Consider the following 19,833-nt stretch of genomic DNA (forward strand, 5'->3'; position numbering starts at 1 on the left):
ATCTATATACCTCTGGCTGCTAAAAACACAGCATTTAATAATTTGTTTCCGACTGACATACTTTGTAACGCATTACCATCTCCCTGTCATATTAAAACACCATCCTGTTGCTATACTGAACACATCTGATGAACAGACATCAGACATAAATTTCAAGGCATCAGTTAATGCCATGGACTAATGAAACTCCGACTTGAAACAGGTCGGATCAGATAATGAAATATATAGAAAATAAGGATGAACCATGAAAAAGATCTTAGTTTCTGTTTTTGTATTGTTAAGTCTCTTTACCTACAACACTGCCGCCGCCAGCGTAAACGTATCGGCAGGAAGCCACGGAGTATCCGTACAGGTAAATTCCGACAGCATTAATCACGCACATGCTTATGGACATTCGGGACATCATGTTCCCGCAAAACCTCATGTCATACACCATGAAACAGCTCATCACAAGCCACACCATCACCATGTTAAGCATCAGCCGAAGCTGTATGCCCATAACGGAGCTCACGGCCACAGCCACCACCATGATCCGGTAAGAAATATCTACCACAGATAAAATCAGATACTACCGGATCGATACTTCAGAAAGCCATGACAGTGCACACCGTCATGGCTTTCTTTTCTTTGCAAACCGCTTATATGATTTCAGAATGGTTCAGCAGTATGGAAAGCCTGCGCTTTATGATAAAATTCAATTTAGTTTGGTTTTCATAACATCTACAGATTCAAAGGATATCGAAGTTACCATGATTTACGGAATTATCGGAGCAATGCCTGAAGAAATCGAGGCTTTAAAAAAGAATATTCAGAACATCGTCACTCACAAAATCGGCAGCAAGGAATATTACACCGGTCAGATAAACGGCAAGGAAGTGGTTCTTACCTGCAGCGGTATCGGAAAGGTTTCCGCCTCTCTTGCCACATCTTTAATGATTGCAAAATTCAATGCCGACGTCGTTATCAATACAGGTGTTGCCGGCGGTCTGAAACCTGAAACAAAGGTACTCGACGTTGTCATCGGAACAGCTGCCTGTCAGCATGATTTTGACTTGAGAATATTCAATTACAAACTGGGACAGGTTCCGGGGTTCGAACCTGTAATCACACTCAATCCCGAATACGTTGAAAAAACCAGAGAAGCTGCTCTTAAATCTGCCGAAAGCTACAATTTCCATGTACATACAGGACTTGTTATCAGCGGAGACCAGTTCATTGCGGGCAAAGAACATAATGAAGCTCTAATCAGCAACTTTCCGGATGCTTACGCCACCGAAATGGAAGCGGCTGCCATCGTTCAGGCCGCAGCAATTCTGGAAAAACCGGCCATCGTAATCCGCACCATTTCCGACAATGCAAATGAAAAGGCTGACATGACTTTCGATGAAATGCTGCCTCTGGCAACCAGAAACAGTCAGGACATAACCTTAAAACTTCTGGAAATCATCTAACATCCAACCGGTAACCGTGCTCTCCGTTACCGGTATTTTTTATTTTTATGCAGATATGATTAACTTAACCACCAAAATTATTTTACTGATTGTGCCCCTTTTGGTTGCTTCCATACTGGTAACCGATGCTTTACTCGTTGACAGCAGAGCAACTGATAGTCATACCGTATCAACTGATACTCCTGTGACAGATGAAGTCAGAGTTGTCAGCTTTTCTCCGGAAATATCGGAAATAATCGCATACCTTGGTGGAATCGACAGTCTGGCCGCGACAGATATAAACAGTACATATCCGGATGAATTAAAGAAATTACCTAAAATTGCAGATTACTACAGTGTCAATCAGGAAGCACTGTCCGCTCTGAATTTCGACCATATTCTGCTAAGTCGTGATTTCAACGCTCTGATAATCAGCAAACTGACAAAATATCAAAACAAACTGCATATCTATTCCATTACAGACGGCAGTAATCTGCTGAAAGTCATTGAAGATCTGGGAAAAATCCTGCACAGGGAGAAACAGGCTTCGGATATCATCAACGACATACAGATGAAAATTCAGAATCTCAGAGAAGAACACGCTAATAAACCTGTGATCAAAACAGCCATTGTTATCTGGGACAAACCACTGCTTACGGCAGGCGGGGAAACATTTCTGAACCAGGCTGTAAAACTCTGTGGAGGATCCAATATTTTTGAAAAACTGACCATTAAATTTCCATCTGTCTCTGCCGAAAAACTTATTGCAGGCAAACCTGATGTCGTAATCTCCCTGATTGATGATAACCAGAATCTGCCATCATCCCTGAAAAACAGAACAGTTGTTCTGACAAGGGAACAGCAGGACTCACTGATGAAAATATCTCCGAGAAGCTATGAAACAGGTATTCCCGCCGTCTGTCAGGCCATTGATTCCGCGAGAAATCTGGTTCACGACAAGACTCAGACAGCCGACTAAGGCATCAGACAGCCGTTCTTTGCCCTGTCATATGTAAATAAGTGCCAAAAACGATTATAATCTTCGCATACTATATCTTTCACAGTATCAGTCTGATAATTTCGCTTAATGACGATTATCCGTCACATGAAACAGCAGTCAACATTACCAGACAGTACCAGTATTAAAATAAGGATGAATAAATGAGCGCAAACAGTCTACCTCCTGATGAATTGCCGGACCAGGATACTCATGGTTCATTCAGTGATTTTATCCAGGGAGTAAAAAAGATAAAATCAAATACAGTGGAACACAAGAAACCACTTATGGATCCTAAAATTTCCCAGATGCTTAAAGACAGATGCACAGAGGAAAACAAGGAGGAAGAACTCGACTTCTTCTCCACTGCGAATATGGAATTCGTGGATCCCCTGGATACCATAAGCTACAAAACAGCCGGTCTGCAGTTTGGCGTCATGAGGAAACTCAAAGCTGGAGAATATTTCCCTCAGCTTGGCGTGGATCTGCACAACAACACCATTGAACAGGCTTACAAAAAGGTCAGAAAACTGGTAATCAAAGCCTACCGTGAAGATGTAAGATGTATCATCATTGTTCACGGCAAAGGAGAATTTTCAACACCGAAAGCTCTGCTCAAGAGTTATGTGGCACACTGGCTGAAGATGATGCCTGAAGTTCTGGCTTACCACACCGCCATGCCGTATCACGGAGACAAAGGCGCGACCTATGTTCTTATCAAGAAGGGAGAAGGTTCACGTCTTGAAACCAGAGAAATACATTCAAAAAGAAATTAATTATCATGAGAGCTTAAAACACTTTTTTGTCTAATATTCAAGCAAACAAACCAAAAAATAAAAAAAAGACTTTTATTTTTAAACTTTCATGATAATATACACACATCGAAAGCGTGGAGGGGTTCCCGAGCGGTCAAAGGGAGCAGACTGTAAATCTGCCGACTCTGTCTTCGAAGGTTCGAATCCTTCCCCCTCCACCATTCTGAAGACTTGGAGAGTGATTTAATCACTCTTTTTTTGTTTCTGCATATCTCACTTTTTTATATTCCCCAATACAAAAACCAATGTCCTTCTGCGTTTTTATCAAGCCATGTCGTCTTTCATTTTCCGAACACACCAATCAGCGATAGAAGTAAAATGAACTAAACCGTAACAATTCATCACTACCTCCGGTTACAACACTATTAATAAGAGAAACCCGTCGAATGATGAAATCCGACGGGTTTTAACTTATCAGTCAGGTTCTGACTGCTTACGTATTACTTAACGAGAATGTTAAGCATACGACGTAAAGGTTCAGCAGCACCCCATAATAACTGGTCACCTACTGAGAATGCAGAAATATAGCCCTTACCGAAGTTGGTTTCACGGATACGACCAACTGGAACACTTAAAGTACCGGTAACCTTGGCTGGAGTTAATTCATGAATGGTTTCTTCCTTATTATTAGGAATTACCTTAGCCCACTGGTTGTGGTTCTTTAACATTTCATGAATGTTTTCAATGCTAACGTCCTTCTTAAGCTTGATTAAGAATGACTGGCTGTGACAACGTAATGAACTGATACGTACGCAGTTGCCGTCTACAGGAATGGTAGCCGGAGCAAGACCTAAAATCTTATTGGTTTCAGCCATACCCTTCCATTCTTCCTTGCTCTGACCGTTTTCGAGCTGAACATCAATCCATGGGATTAAAGAACCAGCTAATGGAACGAGGAATTCCTTGGTTGGGAAGCTGTCTGCTCTCATGGTATCACGAACCTTCTTTTCGATATCCAGGATAGCAGATGCAGGATTCTTTAATTCTTCAGCAACAGAAGCGTGTAATACACCCATCTGAGATAATAATTCACGCATGTTCTTGGCACCTGCACCAGAAGCAGCCTGGTAGGTAGAAGACTGAATCCATTCTACGCAGTCATTCTGGAATAAACCGCCTAAGCCCATTAACATTAAGCTTACAGTACAGTTACCGCCAACGTAGGTTTTGATTCCCTTGTTGAGAGATTCATCAATAACAGCTCTGTTTACCGGATCGAGGATGATAACTGCATTATCCTTCATTCTCAGGGTAGAAGCAGCATCAATCCAGTATCCCTTCCAGCCGGTAGCCATGAGCTTGTCATACATGCTCTTGGTGTAGTCGCCACCCTGACAGGTAACAATGATATCCATTGAGCTTAAAGCATCAACGTCATTTGCGTCTAATAAAACACCAGCATCCTTACCGCCGAATACAGGAGCCTTCTGGCCAGCCTGAGAGGTAGTGAAAAATACTGGATCGATATTAGCGAAGTCATTTTCTTCTTCCATACGGCCCATTAATACTGAGCCAACCATGCCACGCCAGCCAATAAAACCAACTTTCTTCATATTTAATTACACCTAAATAATTATAAAATTCTGAAATTACCGACAGCTTCTGCCGGCATTTGATTATCAAATCAAAAATTTGGCGACAATTATATCAAAAAAGATAAAATCCTCATAACAAAAAATAGAGGTTGTTCAAGATATTATTGCGTGTTTTTCCAACAGGCTTGAAGTCTGCCGTTATAAGCGGTATTCAAACAGCTGACGGCAGACTGTATATCTCAACGAATGTCTGATTTACTTAGTTGCCTGTTTGGTACATTCAAGAGGAACTGACACGGATTCGTCATGACCTATGCCGTGAACCCTGGCTGTCACTGTACCATCCTGTTCATAAACAGCCCTGACGATCTTCATTCCGCAAAACACGTTATTGAGTCTGTTTTCTTCAAAAGCCTTTCTAAGAGTCTCATCATCAAAATGATTATTAAGTTTTTCAAGAGTGAATCCCACGTGAAAAGTCACGTTCAGGGCATCATCATAAGTAATCCTCTCAAACGTGAACCCTGCCCCTTCCATTGTAAAAGGGAGTGTTCCGTCAGCAATATCAAGTTCCGTCTTCAAATCCCCGTCCTTTCCGAATCCCAGAAGAGGAAAGACAAAAATTCTGATACCGACGTATACAATCAGCAGAAGAAGCACAATTAATGCCTGTACCGCATATTTCTTTAACTTTTCAAGCATGACAAAACCTTAAAAATCCGGATCTGTTATTTTTTTTCGTAAGTCATCATAACAAATCAGAAAATATTTTAGTAAAAAACCGACTGTCCTCCTTCATACACTTTTCAATCCGGATACTAGAAAACGTTGTTGAAGCATCAGAACAGGATTAGCAGCCCGGAACAAATTTATCACAACTTTCATCACCGGGTATCAATTATGATAAAATGCCCCGCATAAATTAATTATCCACACCCCTGAGGACTTTTCATTCATGACTTTTCTTGCCGGTAAAGACAGAGAAATAGAACAGACTATTGATTTATTCACCAAGGAGCTTACGGAACTTGGACTTGATCTTGAATTCACCACCAAACTGAATCCCGGAATCAATCTTTATTCCTGCGAACTGGTCGACAGAAACAATCCTTCTCTCATACACACCAACGGAAAGGGCATAAGTGAAAAAGCCTCCATTGCATCAGCACTGGGAGAAATGGCGGAAAGACTGCTTAATCAGTCATTCTTTGACTCCTACTACATGGGGAACGCCTCAGACGATCTTCCTTTCAACCGTTACCATGACGAAATCTGGGTAAAATACCCGGACAGCTACATGGATAAAAACAACCGTCTGCGTCTGGACAAAATGGAAGTTTTCAGCTCCCGCAGAAAAAAGGAGGTTTCCGACTTTTTTCTGAAAAACAATCTGTTCTCCAAAAAACTTATTGATGAAATAGGGTGGATGGCCCTCAGACCTCTGACCGATTATGCGACATCAGATACCCAGAAAGGCATCTGCGCCGTTCCCATGACCAATGAGCATTTTCCGGATGAAAAGGCTTATTTTCCGTTAAGGTATCTGGAATCATGCTTCTGCACAAATGGCATGTGTGCAGGCAACACACCTGAAGAAGCAAAGGTTCAGGGGCTTTCCGAAATCTACGAAAGATTCGTAAGACGTTTCCTGTTCGGTTACATTCCGGAAAGTTACAGCAAGACTCTTGCAAACACCAATATAAGAGCCCTTCCGGTGATTCCTGAAGAATTCATCAGCAGAAAGTATCCTGAAATAACGGAGACTCTTAATGAATTCTCCAAACACAACATCAGGGTCACCTGTTATGACGCCTCACTCGGTGGCGTGTTCCCGGTTGTTGCAGTGTGTGCCCAGCCGGTGAATTCAGTTAAATACAAAATTTCCATCGGTGCTCATCCAAACATGAAAATAGCGCTTGAAAGAACCCTCACGGAACTCATGCAGGGTGTGGAATGGAATAACCTTGATTACGTAAACTTCAGCCTTAAACCTTACATAAACCACGATTTCACTGACAACAGCAGAAAATACAGTGACAGTGTTCTGAAATACAAATCTTCCGATACATATCAGGAGGAAGACTGTACCGGTTCCGAAGATGAATACGCAAATGACGGTGATGAACAGGACTGTTCAGAACAGGCATCAGACGGAAAAACACTTACCTGGAACAATCAGGAAGAAATGTTCAGCAGCCTTTCAGCACTTGCCGGCGAGGACATTTCCGAGCAGGCTGAGCAGGAAGAGTACCACTTCAGGGATTCTCTCAATTTCATCGGCAATTTCATTGACGGTTCCGGAGAAGTTCATCCTAGTTTCTTCACTCATGAAAGTAAATTCAAATTTACCGACTGGTCTCTAGACAACGGTACAACCGAAGAAGAATACAAATACCTTTTAAACATTGCCCGCAAGCTTGACAAAAAGGTGTGGTGTTACGATGCCAGCTACAAGGATCTGTATGCATACAGACTGATTATTCCAAATCTTTCCGAAGTCTATATTTTCGATGGACGCGAAAACGAGGATGAACTAAACGATCCGTCAATCGCCCGCAGCTTCAAACAGCTTTCACCTGATGATTTGAGTCTGCCTGACTATCCTGATGCCGATACTGCAGGAAAACTGTCTGACGTTCTCCACCTGGTGGAAAACGGCAATCAGTACGCAGGTCTTAACCTCTATTCACTGGAAAGCATGATTGACCTGTACAATCTCGTCCATGAAAACATTGAGGAATGTGAAGACGATACTCAGGAGGATCCTGGACAGCTCATATACGATAAAGCCATAGATCTGGCCGAACATTTTATGAACTCTCCGTACGTAAATGAAAGTTCGCTTCTGTATTCCGTATGCTTAATTATGCACCTCAGACTTTTCCTGGAAGACGAAAAAGGCTATTCAAATAAAAATGCCACTAGATTTATTAAAATTTTCTGCGATAATGCAACACAGCAGCTTGCCGACAGGGTTATCAGTGCTGACACTCAGACTGAATTAATGAAATTAATACGTCTGGATATCGAAAGAAATCCTAAACACGACAATCTGATAAAAACTTTCAGAAAACTGATTAAAATACAAACAAAATTACATAAAAACCTTTAATTATGTAAATTAATTACAAAAGTATTTTACAGATAAATGTGATCCAGTTCAAAATTATTGGGTTTTTACTTAATTATAATTTAACCAAAGAAACGAGATTATGGAACCAGTCAAAATACCTACAACATGCTGTCTGTCAGCTGAAGAAACAGCAAAAGCTGCCGAAAACATAACAGAACACAAGGCAACCAAGCCATTTTTGAAATGTCTTCTTATGTCTATAAATGCAGGAGCCTTCATCGCTCTGGCATTCATGTTCTACACTACAGCTCTCGCAGACGGTCACGGTAAACTTGTTGGAGGTCTGTGCTTCTCTCTTGGACTTATTTTCTGTGTACTGATGGGATGTGAGCTTTTTACCTCATCAACATTAACTTTAGTTGCAAAATCTGCCAAGTTAGTGACATGGAAAACGGTTCTGAAAAACTGGTGTGTAGTATACTTCGGCAATCTTATCGGCGGACTTCTGATTGTTCTTCTGATGATGCTTGCAAGACAGTACAACGGTTTTAACGGTGAATGGGGTCGTATCATTCTTAACACAGCCCTTCACAAGGTAAGTCACATGCATCCCGGCGAAAGCTACTGGATAGGATTTACAGAAGCCATGTCCATGGGTATTTTCTGTAACATCATGGTATGCGGTGCAGTATGGCTCGGTTTTGCAGGAAAAACACTTACCGATAAGATTTTGGCAATGATTCTCCCTGTTGGAATGTTTGTTGCTTCAGGTTTTGAACACAGTATTGCTAACATGTTTATGATCCCTGCAGGCATAAGTGTGGTAAACTATGCAGGAAATGAATTCTGGCAGACCATCGGACAAACCGCCGATAAGTATGCCGATTTAACAATAATAAACTTTATTGTTAAGAATCTAATACCGGTGACAATCGGCAACATCATAGGCGGTGGCCTCATGATTGGCGTATTTAACTGGTATGCAAATTGTCGCGCTAGCCACAAAAAGGCATAAAGCGTTTATTAAACTACCTAAAACCAAACAGAGGTAATGAAAATGGCAGAATTAAATGAGCTTCAGAAAGTAGCTTGGGAAGGCTTCCAACCAGGTGCTTGGCAGGAATCAATCGATACCCGCGATTTTATTCAGACTAACTACACCCCATATGAAGGTGATGAATCATTCCTTGCTCCAGCTACTGAAGCTACCAAGACTCTTTGGAATTCAGTAATGGAAGGCATCAAGATCGAAAACAAGACTCACGCTCCTGTAGATTTCGATCCAGACACTCCATCAACCATCACTTCCCACAAGCCTGGCTACATCAACAAGGATCTCGAAAAGATCGTTGGTCTCCAGACTGATGCTCCTCTCAAGAGAGCTATCATGCCTTTCGGTGGTATTCGCATGATCAAGACTTCATGTGAAACCTACAACAAGCCATTCAACAAAGAAGTTGAAAAGATCTTCACTGAATACCGTAAGACTCACAATCAGGGTGTATTCGACGTTTACACTCCTGATATCAGAAACTGTAGAAAGAGTGCAGTATTAACCGGTCTTCCTGATGCTTACGGTCGTGGCCGTATCATCGGTGACTACCGTCGTATCGCTCTTTACGGTGTTGACGCACTGATGAAGGACAAGTTCAAGCAGTACAATTCTTATCAGGCTCAGCTTGAACATCCAAAGGATGAAAGAGAACTCGAAGACGTAATCCGTGCTCGTGAAGAAATCAATGATCAGTACAAGGCTTTAGGTCAGTTAAAGCAGATGGCAGCTTCTTACGGCTGTGATATTTCTGGCCCAGCTAAGACTGCAAAGGAAGCTTTACAGGCTACCTACTTCGGTTACCTCGCTGCTGTTAAGTCTCAGAACGGTGCCGCTATGTCATACGGCCGTACCGCTACCTTCCACGATATCTACATTGAACGTGATATCAAGAGAGGTATCTTAACCGAATCTGAAGCTCAGGAACTTGTTGACCATATGATCATGAAGCTCCGTATGGTTCGCTTCCTCCGTACTCCAGAATACGATTCATTATTCTCTGGCGACCCAATTTGGGCTACCGAATCTTTAGGCGGTATGGGTCTCGATGGCCGTACCCTGGTAACCAGAACCTGTTTCCGTTACCTCCACACCTTATACAACATGGGTACTTCACCAGAACCTAACATGACCATCCTCTGGTCTGAAAAGCTTCCAGCTGCTTGGAAGAAGTTCTGTGCCAAGGTATCTATCGATACTTCATCAATTCAGTACGAAAACGATGACTTAATGCGTCCAGACTTCGAAAGCGATGACTACGCAATTGCATGTTGTGTATCACCAATGGTTGTTGGTAAGCGAATGCAGTTCTTCGGTGCTCGTGCTAACCTCGCCAAGACCCTTCTTTACTCCATCAACGGCGGTAAGGATGAACGTCTCGTAGACGAAAACGGCGTTCACATGCAGGTTGGTCCTAAGACCGATATCCCAGCTGGTGAATACCTCGACTTTGATGATGTAATGAGCCGTGTTGACCACTTCATGGATTGGTTAGCAACCCAGTACGTAACCGCTCTTAACATCATTCACTACATGCACGATAAGTATGCTTATGAAGCAATTCAGATGGCTCTCCACGACCGTGACGTATTCCGTACCATGGCTTGCGGTATTGCCGGCTTATCAGTAGCTGCAGACTCTCTGTCAGCTATCAAGTATGCAAAGGTTAAGGCTATCCGTGACGCTGACAACGTAGCTACCAAGTTCGAAATCGAAGGCGACTTCCCTAAGTATGGTAACAACGATGACCGCGTAGACAGCATTGCCTGTGACCTCGTTGAACGCTTCATGAAGAAGATCAAGAGCCGCGTAACCTACAGAAACGCTTTACCAACTCAGTCAATCTTAACCATTACTTCTAACGTAGTATACGGTAAGAAGACCGGTGATACTCCTTGCGGTCGTATCGGTGGTAAGCCATTCGGTCCTGGTGCAAACCCAATGCACGGCCGTGACGTTAAGGGTGCAGTTGCTTCATTATCTTCTGTTGCCAAGCTTCCATTCACCTATGCTAAGGACGGTATTTCATATACCTTCTCAATTGTTCCAGCTGCATTAGGTAAGGAAAGCAATCAGCAGAATGCTAACTTAATCGGTCTGCTTGACGGTTACTTCCACCACGATGCTAACCACGAAGGCGGTCAGCACCTGAACGTTAACGTTCTTAACCGTGAAACCCTGATTGATGCTCAGCAGAACCCAGAAAAGTACCCAATGCTCACCATTCGTGTATCTGGTTACGCTGTACGCTTCAACTCCTTAACCAAGGAACAGCAGGACGACGTAATTTCACGTACCTTCACTTCATCTCTCTAACAGATATCTAGTGAAATAGTGTATTGATTGAAACTCCGGATTTTTCAGAAAATTCGGAGTTTTTTTATCAAAACAACGAAAGACTTTCAGAAAAAATTTCAGAAATACTTTCAGACAATCAGAATCCTACAGAAATTTATCATTAAATTTTCCGCAAATAATCCAAAACAGTTCCCCTTCTGCTTTATAATAAATCGTATTGAAACAACATAAGTTAACATTTATCAGAAAACATATGAGCATACTTTCCAATATCAAATCAGTGGTTGTACTTCCCCTGACGGTTTCCATAGCAGTCATAACCTCCGCATGTACCGCCACTCTGACACCTGAACAGCAGACTTTCCGCGAAGAATATCTGGCAGCAAAAAAAGATTATGCGGTCAGCGGGAAACTGGGAATTTTCGATGAAAAGGTCAAGACCAGCACCCTGCTGAACATTTCCGTAAGCAGACCTGACTACACCATCTACGTTTCAGGCATCACCGGTACGACTCTGCTGAAAATCAGAAAAACCACCTCTCTTACTGAAATCACTGATGACAAGGGAAATATTCATACAGGAAGTAATGCCGAAGAACTTGTATATAATCTCACAGGCTTCCATATTCCGTGCGACAGTCTTCCGGATATCGTAACCGGTATTCCGGGAAACAATCCGGCACACTATCGCGATGACGGCACCATCGAAAGCATAGAATTCAGCGAATTTACCGTAAACTACAAAAACTACATGGAAGTTAACGGTATACTTCTTCCTAAAAAAATAGATATTAAGGGAAACAATTTTCTTTTAAGGATAGCGGTTAACAAATGGGAAATATAACATCCTGGCCATCTCCGGCTAAAATTAATCTTTTTTTACACATCAACGGTCGCCGTCCGGACGGTTACCATGAATTGCAGTCAATATTTGTCCTTTTTGACAAAGGTGACACCCTTGACATTACTCCCCGTGATGACAACGCCATAACAATAACTCCGGACCTGGGATTCCCGGTGGAAAGCAATATTGTATTCAAGGCCGCACGAATCCTTAAGGAATACACAGGAAGAGAATTCGGAGCGGACATACACATAAACAAGAACATTCCGATGGGCGGTGGCCTCGGAGGAGGTTCAAGCAATGCGGCAACGGCTCTGGTGGCTCTTAATCTGATTTTCAAACTTGGACTTGATGAAGACACTCTGGCAACTCTAGGCCGTAAACTCGGAGCTGACGTACCTGTTTTTGTAAGGGGAAGATCCGCTTTTGCCGAAGGTGTCGGAGAAATACTGACCCCGGTAAATATTGAAGAAAAATACTATCTGATCGCTACTCCGACCGACACCAGTGTATCCACGGCAGAAATATTCAACCATCCTGAACTGCCTAGAAACACTCCGAAGCTATGCCCTGCCGACGTTTGCTTTGAAAATACACGCAACGATTGCGAAAAACTGGTTAAAAAATATTATCCAAAGGTTGCCAAAACGCTCTCATGGCTGTTACAATACGCTCCGTCGAGGATGACAGGTACAGGAGCTTCCTGTTTTGCCTGTTTTGAAGATGAGAAAGCGGCTTTGGCGGCTTTCGAGAACATACCAAATGATATGAGAGGCTTTGTGGCAAAGGCGGTTAACGTTTCACCGTTAAAAGAAGCTGCCGACAGTTACAGCCGTTCAAATCAAAAACTTTAAACCACAGAGGTTGATATCGTGCCAGACATGAAGATATTTGCAGGAAACGGTACTCCGGATCTTGCTCAAAAGATAGCAGAAAAGTTATTCACCAAGCTTGGCGATGCTAAAGTAGGTCGTTTCAGCGATGGCGAAATTTGTGTTCAGATTAACGAAAACGTACGTGGCGGTGATATTTTCATTATCCAGTCCACCTGTGCTCCTACCAACGATAATCTTATGGAACTCATCGTTATGATCGATGCTATGCGCCGTGCTTCTGCAGGTCGTATTACCGCAGTTGTTCCATACTTCGGTTATGCAAGACAGGATCGCCGTTTACGTTCTGCACGTGTACCTATCACTGCAAAGGTTGTTGCAGATCTTTTATCAAGTGTTGGTGTTGACCGTGTTCTTACCGTTGATCTTCATGCTGAACAGATTCAGGGCTTCTTTGATGTTCCTGTAGACAACTGTTTCGGCAGCCCTATTCTCATTGAAGACATGAAGAACCACAACTTCGAAAATCCTGTAGTTGTTTCTCCGGATATCGGCGGTGTTGTTCGTGCCCGTGCTATCGCTAAGCTTCTCGACGATACTGATATCGCCATCATCGACAAGCGTCGTCCACGTCCAAACGTATCTGAAGTTATGCACCTCATCGGTGACGTTGAAGGCCGTGACTGTATCATCGTTGACGACATGATTGATACCGGTGGTACTCTCTGCAAGGCTTCTGACGCATTAAAGAAGCGTGGCGCAAAGAGAGTATTTGCTTATGCTACCCACCCTGTATTATCAGGTCCTGCTTTAAAGAACATTTCTGAATCAAGCCTTGATGAAGTTATCGTAACTGACTCAATCCCTCTGACTGAAGAAATGAAGGCTACCGGTAAGGTTCGCGTTCTCACCTTATCTCCAATGCTTGCTGAAGCTATTCGTCGTATTTCTAACGAAGAATCAATCTCTGCAATGTTTGAAGCCTAATAAGTCATAATTCATGACACGAAAACGGGAGGTCTGAAAACCTCCCGTTTTTTTATTGTTATTTTTAAATATCACCCCTCATTATGACAATGGAGGGCGATAAGTGCTTTTAACCTGCTTTCTATTTTTCAGCAAGTTCGGTAAGCAGTCTGTTCTGAATTCCACCGAAACCGCCGTTACTCATGACAAGAATAACATTACCGGGCTGAGCCGAAGCCTTTATGGCCTTAACCATGGCTTCAAAATCATGGCACACGTTAAACTTATGGCCGTCAGCCAGTTCATCTGTATTCCACTTGAGACCGTCTGGAGCATACATGTATATCTCATCGGCTATAGCCAGCGAATCCGCAAGCTGCTCATGATTAACTCCCATCTTCATGGTATTTGAACGAGGTTCGAATACAGCAATAATGCGCTTGTCGGCTCCAACCTTCTTTCTTAAGCCGTCCAGAGTGGTCTTTATGGCGGTAGGATGGTGGGCGAAGTCATCATACACGGCAATGTCATTAACCACACCCTTGAGTTCCATACGACGCTTAGGCATTCTGAAATCGCAGAGCCCTCTGATTGCCGTTTCATACGCAACACCGACATATTTTGCGGCTTCTATGGCCATTAGTGCATTCAACACGTTGTGGATACCGATAGATTCCCATTCAACTGTTCCCAGTGAAGTCCCGCTCTTATCCAGAACTTCAAAGGAACTGCCGTCAGTGTTTATAAGTCTGTAGCTTAGCTCAGCACCTTCTTTACCGGTATAAACAAGATTTGACCAGCAGCCCATTTTAAGGACATCATCAATGGCCTTGTCACCATACGGAGCAACAATCTCTCCTTTTCCGGGAATGATTCTTACCAGATGATGGAACTGCTTTTTGATGGCATCGATATTTTCAAAAATATCGGCATGGTCGTATTCCAGATTATTTAAAATCTGCACAAAAGGTCTGTAGTGAACAAACTTTGAACGCTTATCAAAGAAGGCGCAGTCATATTCATCGGATTCAATCACGAAGAACGGAGAATCCGTAACTCTTGCGGAAATACCAAAATTACCGGTTACACCACCGATAAGGAAACTAGGGTTGAGACCTGCATATTCCAGAATCCAGGCAACCATGCTTGAAGTTGACGTTTTACCGTGAGTTCCAGCCACACCTATAACCTTTTTGGTGTTAAGAACGTAATTTTCAAGCCACTGAGGACCTGAAATATACGGGAGTCCCTCGTTAAGCATGTATTCCACGCAAGGAATACCTCTTTTCATGGCGTTACCGACAATAATCAGATCTGGTGCCGGCTGCAGCTGTTCAGGCCCGTAGCCTTCCATTATTTCAATTCCCTGTTCCTGCAACATGGTACTCATAGGAGGATAAACATTGGCATCAGAACCGGTAACCCTGTAACCTAACTGTTTGGCAATTACGGCAATTCCTCCCATGAAGGTTCCGCAAATACCTAAAATATGGACGTGCATTAAACTTCTCCCGCAGAACGAAGATCAGACCGGACATACGTTAACCGGCCAAATATTTCTGTACTTAAAAAATAAAATACTTTAAAACAACCAATGGCATAATATAGCACAACAGCCGTAAATACCTAAACATTTACTGAACTCAGACTCAGAACTTAAGCCTAATCTCACACCATAAGATTAAACAGGATTTTTTCCCGTTTTTAAAAGAATCAAACAATACAAACATAGTGAAAAATATAGCAATATCTAATATAATATTGCCAATTTTCGGATAACACATCTAAGGAACTTAAACAATGATTTTAGACAATATTCCAGCAGGTAAGGAATTACCTGAAGATCTTTACGCAGTTATTGAAATTCCACAGAATGCAGACCCAATCAAGTACGAAGTTGACAAGGCTTCAGGTGCTGTATTTGTAGACCGTTTCATGGCCACCCCAATGTTCTATCCATGCAACTACGGTTTCATCAATCACTCTCTGTCTCTTGACGGCGACCCAATTGATGTTTTAATTCCAACTCCATACCCATTACTTCCTGGTTCTGTAATCCGTTGCCGTCCTGTAGCTATGCTCAAGATGACCGACGAATCAGGTGAAGATACCAAGATCATCGCTGTTCCACACAGCAAGCTCACCAAGCTTTACGAAAACATCAAGGATGTTGATGATCTTCCAGAATTACTCAAGGGCCAGATCAAGCACTTCTTCGAACACTACAAGGAACTCGAAGCCGGCAAGTGGGTTCGTGTAGACGGCTGGGACAACAAGGCTGCAGCCATCAAGGAAATCGAAGCTTCTATCAAGCGTTACGAAGAACAGAAGTAATTTAACTGCTGAGTTCGATAGCTTGTATCGAGTTTAAATGCAGAAAGAGGAGAAAATTCATTTTCTCCTCTTTCTTTTTTATTTTCCAAAAAGAAAGCCCGAAACACAGTTCCGGGCCAGTCAGTTCAGTAAAGATTTTTATTCACATTCCAGATATCTGTGCATTGCACGACTGTAGTGAGTTTCAAATCCGTCATCTTTTGCATTTCTGGTAACCACATAAATCGCAATATTGCGTTCATTGGCATACCTTAATGCTTCTTCACCGCCCTTAACCATCAGACCGGTATCAACCGCATCTGTCCACAGCGCAGTAGGACCAACAACTGTTACTGACACAGTCTTGTGGTCAACAGGCTTTCCGGTTGCAGGATCTATGATATGTGAAAATGTCTTTCCGTCTTTGGAGGAAATGTAGTTTCTGTAGCTTCCGGCTGTTGAAATTGCCTGCCCCTTCGTGCATACAGGTACAATCACGTTTCTGCCTACCGCATGCTCATTGCTAGGGTCCTCGATTGCAATAACCCAGTCTTTGCCACGATTGTTGACGCCCTTGGTTCTGATTGCGCCGGCTACAGACACCATGTAATTCTGAACACCTTTGCGATCCAGAAGTTCGGCAAGCTTGTCAGCGCCGTATCCTTCACCGACGGTGGATAAATCAACGTATATATCCGGATTATCCTTTCTTACATAAGCCGCATTCTTGCTGATTTCCACATGGAGCTTGTCCAGTCCGATATTGGCCCTGGCTGCACTGATTTCCTCGTCAGTAGGGATTCTGTCCTGCTGTTCAACCTTCTTCGGACCGAATCCCCAGAGATTCACCAGCGGTCCTACAGTTATATCAGTTGCCCCGTCGAGATCGTTTCCGACTCTCAGACTTTCAATAAGAATGTCCGCCATATCCTGAGTTATGCGGAACTGAGCTGTACTCTTGGAATTATTAAATTTGGATAAAAGACTGTCCTTGTCAAATGTAGATATTTCTTTATTGATTTTACGAAGAACTTCATCAGCGTCCTTATCAAGCCCTTTCTGACCGCCCGGATAATCACCGACCACGGTTATACTGAAAAAAGTACCCATGGTCTTGCCGTCAGCATGAATCTCATCCTTTGGAGCACTAGCAAAATCACATCCGGCAAGAGCTGTTGAAAAAATTGCCGTCAGCAAAATATTCTTTATAAAATTATTTTTTTTCATACATCCTCTGATAATAATTTTTCTATTATTCATTAGTGCCTGAAAATGCGCATCCTGCACATTCTTTACATCGGTCTTCTGACGAACCGAATAAATCAATCCTGCTTTTTATCGCCTTTGAGTTCGGCAATCTTGTTTCTGATTCTTCTCTTGAAACAAGGTTTTTCACAACTGCACACCTTTTCCACACCTACATTTGCCAGACCGCCGCATGAACCGTTGATAACCTTCTTCTGAAAAATGTATCCCACAGCTCCCAACAGAAAAAACAGTCCAAAAATTATCAGTGTGTACAGAAACAGTGCCATTTCTTTTTCCTACTATGTATACGGTCGCAAAACCCTGTATCTCCATGTTAATTATATTATGACGACAAAAGACATCACAACACGGATAAGCATGGTTTCAGTCAATAAAATCCTGTAAATTTTATCATAAAGAATCAAAATTTGCTATATATCACATTTTGTCCTGTCAACAATTTATATAAGTACGGTTAAACAATAAATACATTTGTCAGATTTATTTCTGTATCAACACTTTTTTTGATAAAATAATCACCGATTTTACAGACTTCAGCCGGCCACGGCGGATGCTGCGGATTTATTCGGTACCTACAGCCCCGGTTAGCTTTTTATCGGGAAAAAGTCTGTCCAAACAGTTATTTTAGATTTAGTCCAGGACATTCAAAAAAATGCGCACAAGCAAATTTTTATTATCTACTCTTAAGGAAACTCCTGCAGAAGCATCCATTGCCAGCCATCAGCTGATGCTCAGAGCAGGTTTAATCAGACAGTTGGCTTCAGGTTTATACATTTGGTTACCTACAGGTCAGAGAGTTCTCCAGAAGGTACAGAACATCATCAGAGAAGAAATGGATAAGTCCGGAGCTTTGGAAATCAATATGCCTGTTGTTCAGCCAGCTGAGTTATGGCAGGAATCAGGCCGCTGGGAACATTACGGTCCTGAACTGTGCCGTTTCAACGACCGCAAGGACAACAACTTTGTTCTCGGTCCTACTCATGAAGAAGTGGTAACCTGGCTGTCACGTTACGAAATCAAGAGCTACAAGCAGTTACCAATCAACATGTATCAGATTCAGACCAAGTTCAGAGATGAAGTAAGACCAAGATTCGGCGTAATGAGAGGTCGTGAATTCGTAATGAAGGACTCCTACTCATTCCATCTGAACAAGGAAAGTTTAAGAGAAACCTACGAACTCATGTATGATACCTACTGCCGCATTTTCGACAGACTGGGACTCACCTATCGTCCTGTTGAAGCCGATACCGGTTCAATCGGCGGCAGTCACTCACATGAATTCCAGGTTCTTGCCGATGCCGGTGAAGACATCATCGCCTTCTCAACCGAATCAGATTATGCAGCCAACATTGAAATGGCTGAAGCTGTTGCTCCAGCAGAAAGCAGAAAGGCTCCGTCAAAGGCCTTGGAAAAGATCAGCACTCCGAATGCCAAGACTATCGAAGAAGTTGCAAAATTCCTTAACGTAAGTGAAAAGGAATTATGCAAGTCACTGGTTGTTCACGGATTCAATCAGGAAACCGGAGAAAAGGAACTTGTTCTACTTGTTCTTCGCGGCGATCACGAATTAAACGAAGTTAAGGCTGAAAAGGTTCCTGGCATTGCCAAACCTCTCACCATGGCTTCAGACGAAGAAATCAAAAATGCCTTCGGTGCCGCACCTGGCTCACTCGGACCTGTAGGTTTCAAAGGCCGTATCATCGTTGACAGAACCGCCAACGTATGCAGTGATTTCTACTGCGGTGCCAATGAAGACGGCTTCCACTTAGGAGGCGTTAACTGGGATCGTGATGTTCAGAACTATGAGGTTCAGGATCTCCGCTGCGTTGTTGAAGGTGACCCAAGCCCAGACGGCAAGGGAACCCTGATACTTAAGCATGGTATCGAAGTAGGTCAGGTATTTGAACTTGGAACCAAGTACTCACAGGCCATGAACTGTACCGTTCTTAATGAAGCAGGTCAGAATATTCCTATGGAAATGGGATGCTACGGCATCGGTGTTACCCGCGTAATCGCAGCCGCCATTGAACAGAACCATGACGACAAGGGGATTGTATGGCCGGCATCCATGGCTCCGTTCCAGATTGCCATTATCCCAATCAACTACAACAAGAGTGAAGTAGTGAGAAAGGAAGCCGACAGACTCTATCAGGAACTTACCGCAAAGGGATACGAAGTTATTCTTGACGACCGCGGAGAACGTCCTGGTGTAATGTTCGCGGATATGAAGCTCATCGGTGTTCCTCATTCAATCATTCTCGGTGAAAAATCTCTTGCCGACGGCATGGCTGAATACGAAAGCAGAACCAGTGATGAAAAGGTTAAGCTGCCTCTGGCTGAAATTGTTGCCAATATTGAATCTCAGCTTAAGTAATTTATCCGTCAGCATCTGAGAATCCGGTCATGCTG

At 42.9% G+C, this 19,833-nt stretch carries 17 protein-coding genes and 1 tRNA gene; 13 read left to right on the plus strand and 5 right to left on the minus strand.

The window, feature by feature from the left end:
• Positions 1-244: 244 nt before the first annotated feature.
• The 5 genes from BMY80_RS12050 to BMY80_RS04210 all read left to right on the plus strand — a co-directional run bounded on the left by BMY80_RS12050 (position 245) and on the right by BMY80_RS04210 (position 3,403).
• Entirely contained in the window at positions 245-559 is a 315-nt protein-coding gene (locus BMY80_RS12050) for a hypothetical protein (protein WP_143066447.1), read from the plus strand.
• 190 nt (positions 560-749) lie between these two features.
• On the plus strand, positions 750-1,451 hold the full coding sequence (locus BMY80_RS04195) for a 5'-methylthioadenosine/adenosylhomocysteine nucleosidase (RefSeq protein WP_031578973.1): 702 nt from the start codon (positions 750-752) through the stop codon (positions 1,449-1,451).
• A gap of 55 nt (positions 1,452-1,506) precedes the next feature.
• A complete protein-coding gene (locus tag BMY80_RS04200; protein ID WP_143066448.1) occupies positions 1,507-2,409 on the plus strand; it encodes a helical backbone metal receptor in 903 nt (300 codons plus the stop codon).
• A 182-nt stretch (positions 2,410-2,591) separates the two neighbouring features.
• Positions 2,592-3,203, plus strand: coding sequence for a Smr/MutS family protein (locus BMY80_RS04205; protein WP_051621803.1), 612 nt, complete (start codon positions 2,592-2,594; stop codon positions 3,201-3,203).
• Positions 3,204-3,318: 115 nt separating this feature from the next.
• Positions 3,319-3,403 (plus strand) — tRNA-Tyr (locus BMY80_RS04210).
• Between the two features lie 279 nt (positions 3,404-3,682).
• On the opposite strand, the gene asd is transcribed toward BMY80_RS04210, so the two are convergent.
• Positions 3,683-4,795: an aspartate-semialdehyde dehydrogenase gene (gene asd / locus BMY80_RS04215; protein WP_093141205.1), complete on the minus strand. Its 1,113-nt coding sequence runs from the start codon at positions 4,793-4,795 to the stop codon at positions 3,683-3,685.
• A 237-nt stretch (positions 4,796-5,032) separates the two neighbouring features.
• Positions 5,033-5,479 carry a hypothetical protein gene (locus BMY80_RS04220; RefSeq protein WP_093141208.1) on the minus strand — a complete coding sequence of 149 codons (447 nt, stop codon included), beginning with the start codon at positions 5,477-5,479 and terminating at the stop codon, positions 5,033-5,035.
• Positions 5,480-5,732: 253 nt separating this feature from the next.
• Here BMY80_RS04220 and BMY80_RS04225 point away from each other — a divergent pair, with 253 nt between their 5' ends.
• The 6 genes from BMY80_RS04225 to BMY80_RS04250 all read left to right on the plus strand — a co-directional run bounded on the left by BMY80_RS04225 (position 5,733) and on the right by BMY80_RS04250 (position 13,863).
• Positions 5,733-7,889: a YcaO-like family protein gene (locus tag BMY80_RS04225; protein ID WP_093141210.1), complete on the plus strand. Its 2,157-nt coding sequence runs from the start codon at positions 5,733-5,735 to the stop codon at positions 7,887-7,889.
• Positions 7,890-7,989: 100 nt separating this feature from the next.
• Positions 7,990-8,865, plus strand: coding sequence for a formate transporter FocA (gene focA / locus BMY80_RS04230; RefSeq protein WP_037318943.1), 876 nt, complete (start codon positions 7,990-7,992; stop codon positions 8,863-8,865).
• A 42-nt stretch (positions 8,866-8,907) separates the two neighbouring features.
• On the plus strand, positions 8,908-11,217 hold the full coding sequence (gene pflB, locus BMY80_RS04235) for a formate C-acetyltransferase (protein ID WP_031579174.1): 2,310 nt from the start codon (positions 8,908-8,910) through the stop codon (positions 11,215-11,217).
• Between the two features lie 235 nt (positions 11,218-11,452).
• Positions 11,453-12,043, plus strand: coding sequence for a lipoprotein insertase outer membrane protein LolB (lolB, locus tag BMY80_RS04240; protein ID WP_093141216.1), 591 nt, complete (start codon positions 11,453-11,455; stop codon positions 12,041-12,043).
• Positions 12,031-12,897, plus strand: coding sequence for a 4-(cytidine 5'-diphospho)-2-C-methyl-D-erythritol kinase (gene ispE, locus BMY80_RS04245; protein ID WP_093141218.1), 867 nt, complete (start codon positions 12,031-12,033; stop codon positions 12,895-12,897). Before lolB ends, ispE begins: the two co-directional genes overlap by 13 nt.
• A gap of 18 nt (positions 12,898-12,915) precedes the next feature.
• On the plus strand, positions 12,916-13,863 hold the full coding sequence (locus BMY80_RS04250; protein WP_031579171.1) for a ribose-phosphate pyrophosphokinase: 948 nt from the start codon (positions 12,916-12,918) through the stop codon (positions 13,861-13,863).
• A gap of 121 nt (positions 13,864-13,984) precedes the next feature.
• Here the strand turns inward: BMY80_RS04250 and mpl are convergent, their stop codons facing one another.
• A complete protein-coding gene (gene mpl / locus BMY80_RS04255; protein WP_093141224.1) occupies positions 13,985-15,343 on the minus strand; it encodes a UDP-N-acetylmuramate:L-alanyl-gamma-D-glutamyl-meso-diaminopimelate ligase in 1,359 nt (452 codons plus the stop codon).
• Between the two features lie 299 nt (positions 15,344-15,642).
• Between mpl and ppa the strand changes: the two genes are divergently transcribed.
• Complete coding sequence (gene ppa, locus BMY80_RS04260) at positions 15,643-16,176, plus strand: inorganic diphosphatase (protein ID WP_031579169.1); 534 nt, start codon at positions 15,643-15,645, stop codon at positions 16,174-16,176.
• 138 nt (positions 16,177-16,314) lie between these two features.
• On the opposite strand, the gene BMY80_RS04265 is transcribed toward ppa, so the two are convergent.
• Both BMY80_RS04265 and nqrM read right to left on the minus strand, forming a co-directional pair.
• Positions 16,315-17,382, minus strand: a complete 1,068-nt coding sequence (locus BMY80_RS04265; protein WP_093141280.1) for an FAD:protein FMN transferase — start codon at positions 17,380-17,382, stop codon at positions 16,315-16,317.
• A gap of 95 nt (positions 17,383-17,477) precedes the next feature.
• Complete coding sequence (gene nqrM / locus BMY80_RS04270) at positions 17,478-17,690, minus strand: (Na+)-NQR maturation NqrM (protein WP_093141226.1); 213 nt, start codon at positions 17,688-17,690, stop codon at positions 17,478-17,480.
• 386 nt (positions 17,691-18,076) lie between these two features.
• Between nqrM and BMY80_RS04275 the strand changes: the two genes are divergently transcribed.
• Positions 18,077-19,798, plus strand: a complete 1,722-nt coding sequence (locus BMY80_RS04275; RefSeq protein ID WP_093141228.1) for a proline--tRNA ligase — start codon at positions 18,077-18,079, stop codon at positions 19,796-19,798.
• Positions 19,799-19,833: the final 35 nt, after the last annotated feature.

Source organism: Ruminobacter amylophilus (genome assembly GCF_900115655.1).
Classification (GTDB): Bacteria; Pseudomonadota; Gammaproteobacteria; order Enterobacterales; family Succinivibrionaceae; genus Ruminobacter; species Ruminobacter amylophilus.